4 protein-coding genes and 1 tRNA gene are annotated in these 3,908 nt (G+C 71.7%); all 5 read left to right on the top strand.

Annotated features, from left to right (window positions below; genetic code table 11):
- Positions 1–298 precede the first annotated feature (298 nt).
- Positions 299–1,528, top strand: coding sequence for a class I SAM-dependent methyltransferase (locus AC1MIR_RS02970; protein WP_480026696.1), 1,230 nt, complete (start codon positions 299–301; stop codon positions 1,526–1,528).
- A gap of 62 nt (positions 1,529–1,590) precedes the next feature.
- Positions 1,591–1,677 (top strand) — tRNA-Leu (locus tag AC1MIR_RS02965).
- Positions 1,678–1,715: 38 nt separating this feature from the next.
- Positions 1,716–2,369: a ribonuclease D gene (locus AC1MIR_RS02960; RefSeq protein WP_480026695.1), complete on the top strand. Its 654-nt coding sequence runs from the start codon at positions 1,716–1,718 to the stop codon at positions 2,367–2,369.
- A gap of 274 nt (positions 2,370–2,643) precedes the next feature.
- Positions 2,644–3,204 (top strand): LPS export ABC transporter periplasmic protein LptC, encoded by a 561-nt coding sequence (lptC, locus tag AC1MIR_RS02955; RefSeq protein ID WP_480026694.1) that lies wholly within the window; start codon positions 2,644–2,646, stop codon positions 3,202–3,204.
- Positions 3,201–3,908, top strand: a 708-nt coding sequence (locus tag AC1MIR_RS02950; protein WP_480026693.1) for an LptA/OstA family protein, incomplete at its 3' end; no start/stop codon positions are given. The genes lptC and AC1MIR_RS02950, both read left to right, overlap by 4 nt.

Genomic DNA, 3,908 nt, shown 5'->3' with positions numbered 1-3,908 from the left:
CCCACCCGCGGGGCGCCGGCCCCGGGGGCCGCCCGGCCCCGGGCCCGGGCCGGGCCGCCCACCGCCACCCGCACGACATAGTCCTGCTGTGCCAGGCGCTGGACGACGTAGCGGCCGATGAAGCCGGAGCCGCCGAACACCGTCGCCACCTTGCGCTCGAGCGCTCCCCGCATGGTCAACTCCCCAACCTTCGCGGGCCGGACCATATGAGCCCATCCTGGACACGCCAAGCGGGCCCGTCGGGGTGGCCGCGCCGGCCGCATGCCGCCATACAGGGCCCGCATCTCGGAACGGGCCCATGCGACTCCTCTCCAGCCTGCTCAACCGCTTCGTCCAGCGCGGCAGCCTGACCGTCACCGACCATGCCGGCGTCGTGCATCGCTTCGGCAGCGGCCAGGACGGGCCGGATGTCGCCATCCGCCTGACCGACAAGAAGGTCGAGCACGAGATCTTCCTCAACCCCGAGCTCAAGGCCGCCGAGGCGTACATGGACGGCCGCCTCGTGATGGAGGGCGGGCAGCGGGTGTTCGACCTGCTCTACCTGTTCTCCGTGAACCGCTCCGGCCTCGCGGCGCATCCGGTGCAGCAGGCGCTGCGCAAGGCCTGGCGCGCGGCGCGGCGCTGGCACCAGCGCAACCCGCTCGGCCTGGCCGCGAAGAACATCCGCCACCACTACGACATCCCGCCCGAGTTCTACCGGACGTGGCTCGACCCCACGATGACCTATTCCTGCGCCTACTACCCGACGCCGGACGCCACGCTGCATGAGGCGCAGCTCGCCAAGCTGCGCCACATCGCGGCCAAGCTCAGGCTCGAGCCGGGAATGACGGTCGCCGAGATCGGCTCCGGCTGGGGCGCGCTCGGCACCTTCCTGGCGCGGAACTACGGGGTAAGGGTGGTCTCCGTCACCCTCTCGCCCGAGCAATGCGCCATCGCGAAGCAGCGTGCGGTGGACGAGGGCGTGACGGACCTGGTGGAGTTCCGGGAGCTCGACTACCGCCTGCTGGAAGGCACCTATGACCGCGTCGTCTCCATCGCGATGATGGAGGCGATCGGCATCGACGAGTTCGACACCTATTTCCGCAAGATCAAGGCGCTGACCAAGCCGGGCGGATTCGCGCTGGTCCATTGCATCGGCCGCCAGTCGCCCCCCGGCACCACCGCGCCCTTCATCCGCAAATACATCTTCCCCGGCGGCTACGTGCCGGCGATGTCGGAGGTCTTCGCCTCGCTCGAGCGCACCGGCACCTGGTGCGCCGACTGCGAGATGCTCCGCCTGCACTACTACTGGACCATCAAGCACTGGCGGGAGGCCTTTGACGCCGTGCGGGAGCAGGCGGTGGCGAAGATGGGCGAGCGATTCTGCCGGATGTGGGATTTCTACCTGGCCAGCGTGGAGCTGGGCTTCCTGCACGGCTCCAACTTCGTCTTCCAGATCCTGATTTCCGAACGCCGTGACGACGTGCCGGTGATCCGCGACTACATCGTGGACGAGGAGCGGCGGCTGAACGCGATCGGGGCCACATAAGGGGCTGTCCCCCGCTTGACGCCTCCGTGACGCCCCCCTAAACGCCGGGGCCTCGCGCACCTGCCCAGGTGGCGGAATTGGTAGACGCGCAGGTTTCAGGTACCTGTGGCCGCGAGGCCGTGAAGGTTCGAGTCCTTTCCTGGGCACCACCCGCAACCAGCGGGGTTTCGAGAGGCGGTCGCGGCCAATGGGCGAGACCCTGTTCACCCAAGGCGCCATGATCCGCCTCCACAAGCACGACCTGCCCGACGGGCTCGATCTCGGCGCCGCCGTCGCCATCGACACCGAGACGATGGGCCTCGACCCGCGGCGCGACCGGCTCTGCCTGGTGCAGCTCTCCGCCGGGGACGGGACGGCGCATTGCGTCCAGATCATCCCGCCCTCCCTCGGCGGCCGCGGGGCGGACTGCCCGAACCTCAGGCGCCTGCTGGAAGACCGGGCGGTGCTGAAGATCTTCCACTTCGCCCGCTTCGACGTCGCGATGCTGCACCATGCGCTGGGCGTGACCGTTTCGCCCGTGGTCTGCACCAAGATCGCCTCGAAGCTGGTGCGCACCTTCACCGACCGGCACGGGCTGAAGGACCTTCTGAAGGAGCTGCTGGGGGTGGAGATCTCCAAGCAGCAGCAATCGAGCGACTGGGGCGCGCCGGACCTTTCGCCGGAGCAACTCGCCTATGCCGCATCCGACGTGCTGCACCTGCACGCGCTCTGGACGAAGCTGAAGGCGCTGCTGGAGCGGGAGGGGCGACTCGACCTGGCCGAGGCCTGCTACGCCTTCCTGCCCACGCGCGGCCGCCTGGACCTGCTCGGCTACGAGGATCCGGACCTCTTCGCGCACTGATCTGGCGGGGCGCGCGTCAAGCCCCAATCAGCCGCCTCCAGCAATCGTGAACGCGCACCTGCCACAAAGTGGCACATTTCTTGTCGGATCGCTTTGCCGCGTTGACCCTCGCCATCCCGAAGCCCATACAAGCCCGGTGAAGTCGCCTCCTCTCACCCCTGCGCGTGGCGCCTCGCCGGCCGCGGCGGCACGCCCGCCCGCCAGCCGCCTGCCGCCGCCCTCCCGCCGGCGGCGCCCGCCGACCGCCGGACAGCTGCTGCGGCGCCGGCTGGCGGTGGCGGTCGCCAAGCGGATCCTGCCGCTTGCCGCGGTCGGCCTGCTGGCCGCGATCGCGCTGTGGCCGGAGTTCGAGAGCGCCGCCGATCGCGGCCGCGTCGCCTTCAAGCGCGTGACCGAGGTCCGGCCGGATGCGCTGAGCGTCGTGCGGCCGCGTTTCCAGGGCCTCGACGAGCAGAACCGGCCCTACACCGTCACCGCGGACACCGCCGTGCAGGCCGGCAACGAGGAGATCGTGCAGCTGCAGGCGCCGCGCGCGGACCTGCTGCTGACCGATGGCGGCTGGCTCTACATGCAGGCGCGCGAGGGCCGCTACGACCGGCCGCGCAATCACCTCGACCTCGCCGGCCGGGTGACCATCCACCACGACGACGGCACGCAATTCGTCACCGACCAGGCCGCGATCGACGTGGCCGGCGGCAACGCGGAAGGCGACATGCCGGTCGCCGCGCAGGGCCCCTTCGGCACGCTGACCGCCGAAGGCTTCCGGCTGCGCGACCGCGGCCAGGTGGTGATCTTCACCGGCAAGGCCCGCGCCGTGCTGGAGGGCACGCCGTGAGGACGGCCCGGGCCCTGCTGCTCGCCGCCCTGCTGGCCGCGCCCGCCGCGGCGCGGGCGCAGACGCTCGACCTGACCCAGGGCGGGCCGATCGAGATCACCTCCGAGGACGGCATCGAGTGGCGCCAGCAGGAGCAGGCGGTGATCGCGCAGGGCAATGCGCGCGCCGCGCGCGACGGCGTGACGATCGACGCCGACCGCCTGATCGCCCGCTACCGCCCGCGCAGCGGCGCCGCGGCGCCGCGCGAGGCGCAGTCCACGACCAGCCCGGTCTCGGGCAGCGAGATCTGGCGGCTGGAGGCGGAGGGCAATGTCCGCATCACCTCGGCCAGCGAGAAGGCGACCGGCAGCCGCGCCGTCTATGACATGGACCAGGCGGTGATGGTGCTCTCCGGCCAGGGCCTCGCGCTCGACACGCCGGACCAGCGCATCACCGCGCGCGAGAGCCTGGAATACTGGCCGCAGCGGCGCATGGCGGTGGCGCGTGGCGGGGCGGTGGTGACCACCACCGACAATCGCCGCATCACCGCCGACACGCTGGTCGCGCATTTCGTCGAGAATGCTACCGGCCAGGCGCCAGCCACCCAGCCCGTCGCCCAGCCCGCCAGCCAGCCCGGCGCGCCCGCCCGGCGCCCCCCCCCCCCCCCCCCGGCCCGCCCCCCCCCCGCCGGCCCCCCCCCCCGCCGGAACCCCCCCCCCCCCCCC

Source organism: Falsiroseomonas sp. RANM36 (genome assembly GCF_056682175.1).
The sequence above is the reverse complement of the archived record's forward strand: the minus strand, read 5'-3'. Positions and strand labels throughout refer to the sequence as shown.

Excerpts from the sequence above, each read along its gene's own strand:
- AC1MIR_RS02970 (WP_480026696.1), top strand. The coding sequence starts at position 299 with ATGCGACTCCTCTCCAGCCTGCTCAACCGCTTCGTCCAGCGCGGCAGC.
- AC1MIR_RS02960 (WP_480026695.1), top strand. The coding sequence starts at position 1,716 with ATGGGCGAGACCCTGTTCACCCAAGGCGCCATGATCCGCCTCCACAAG.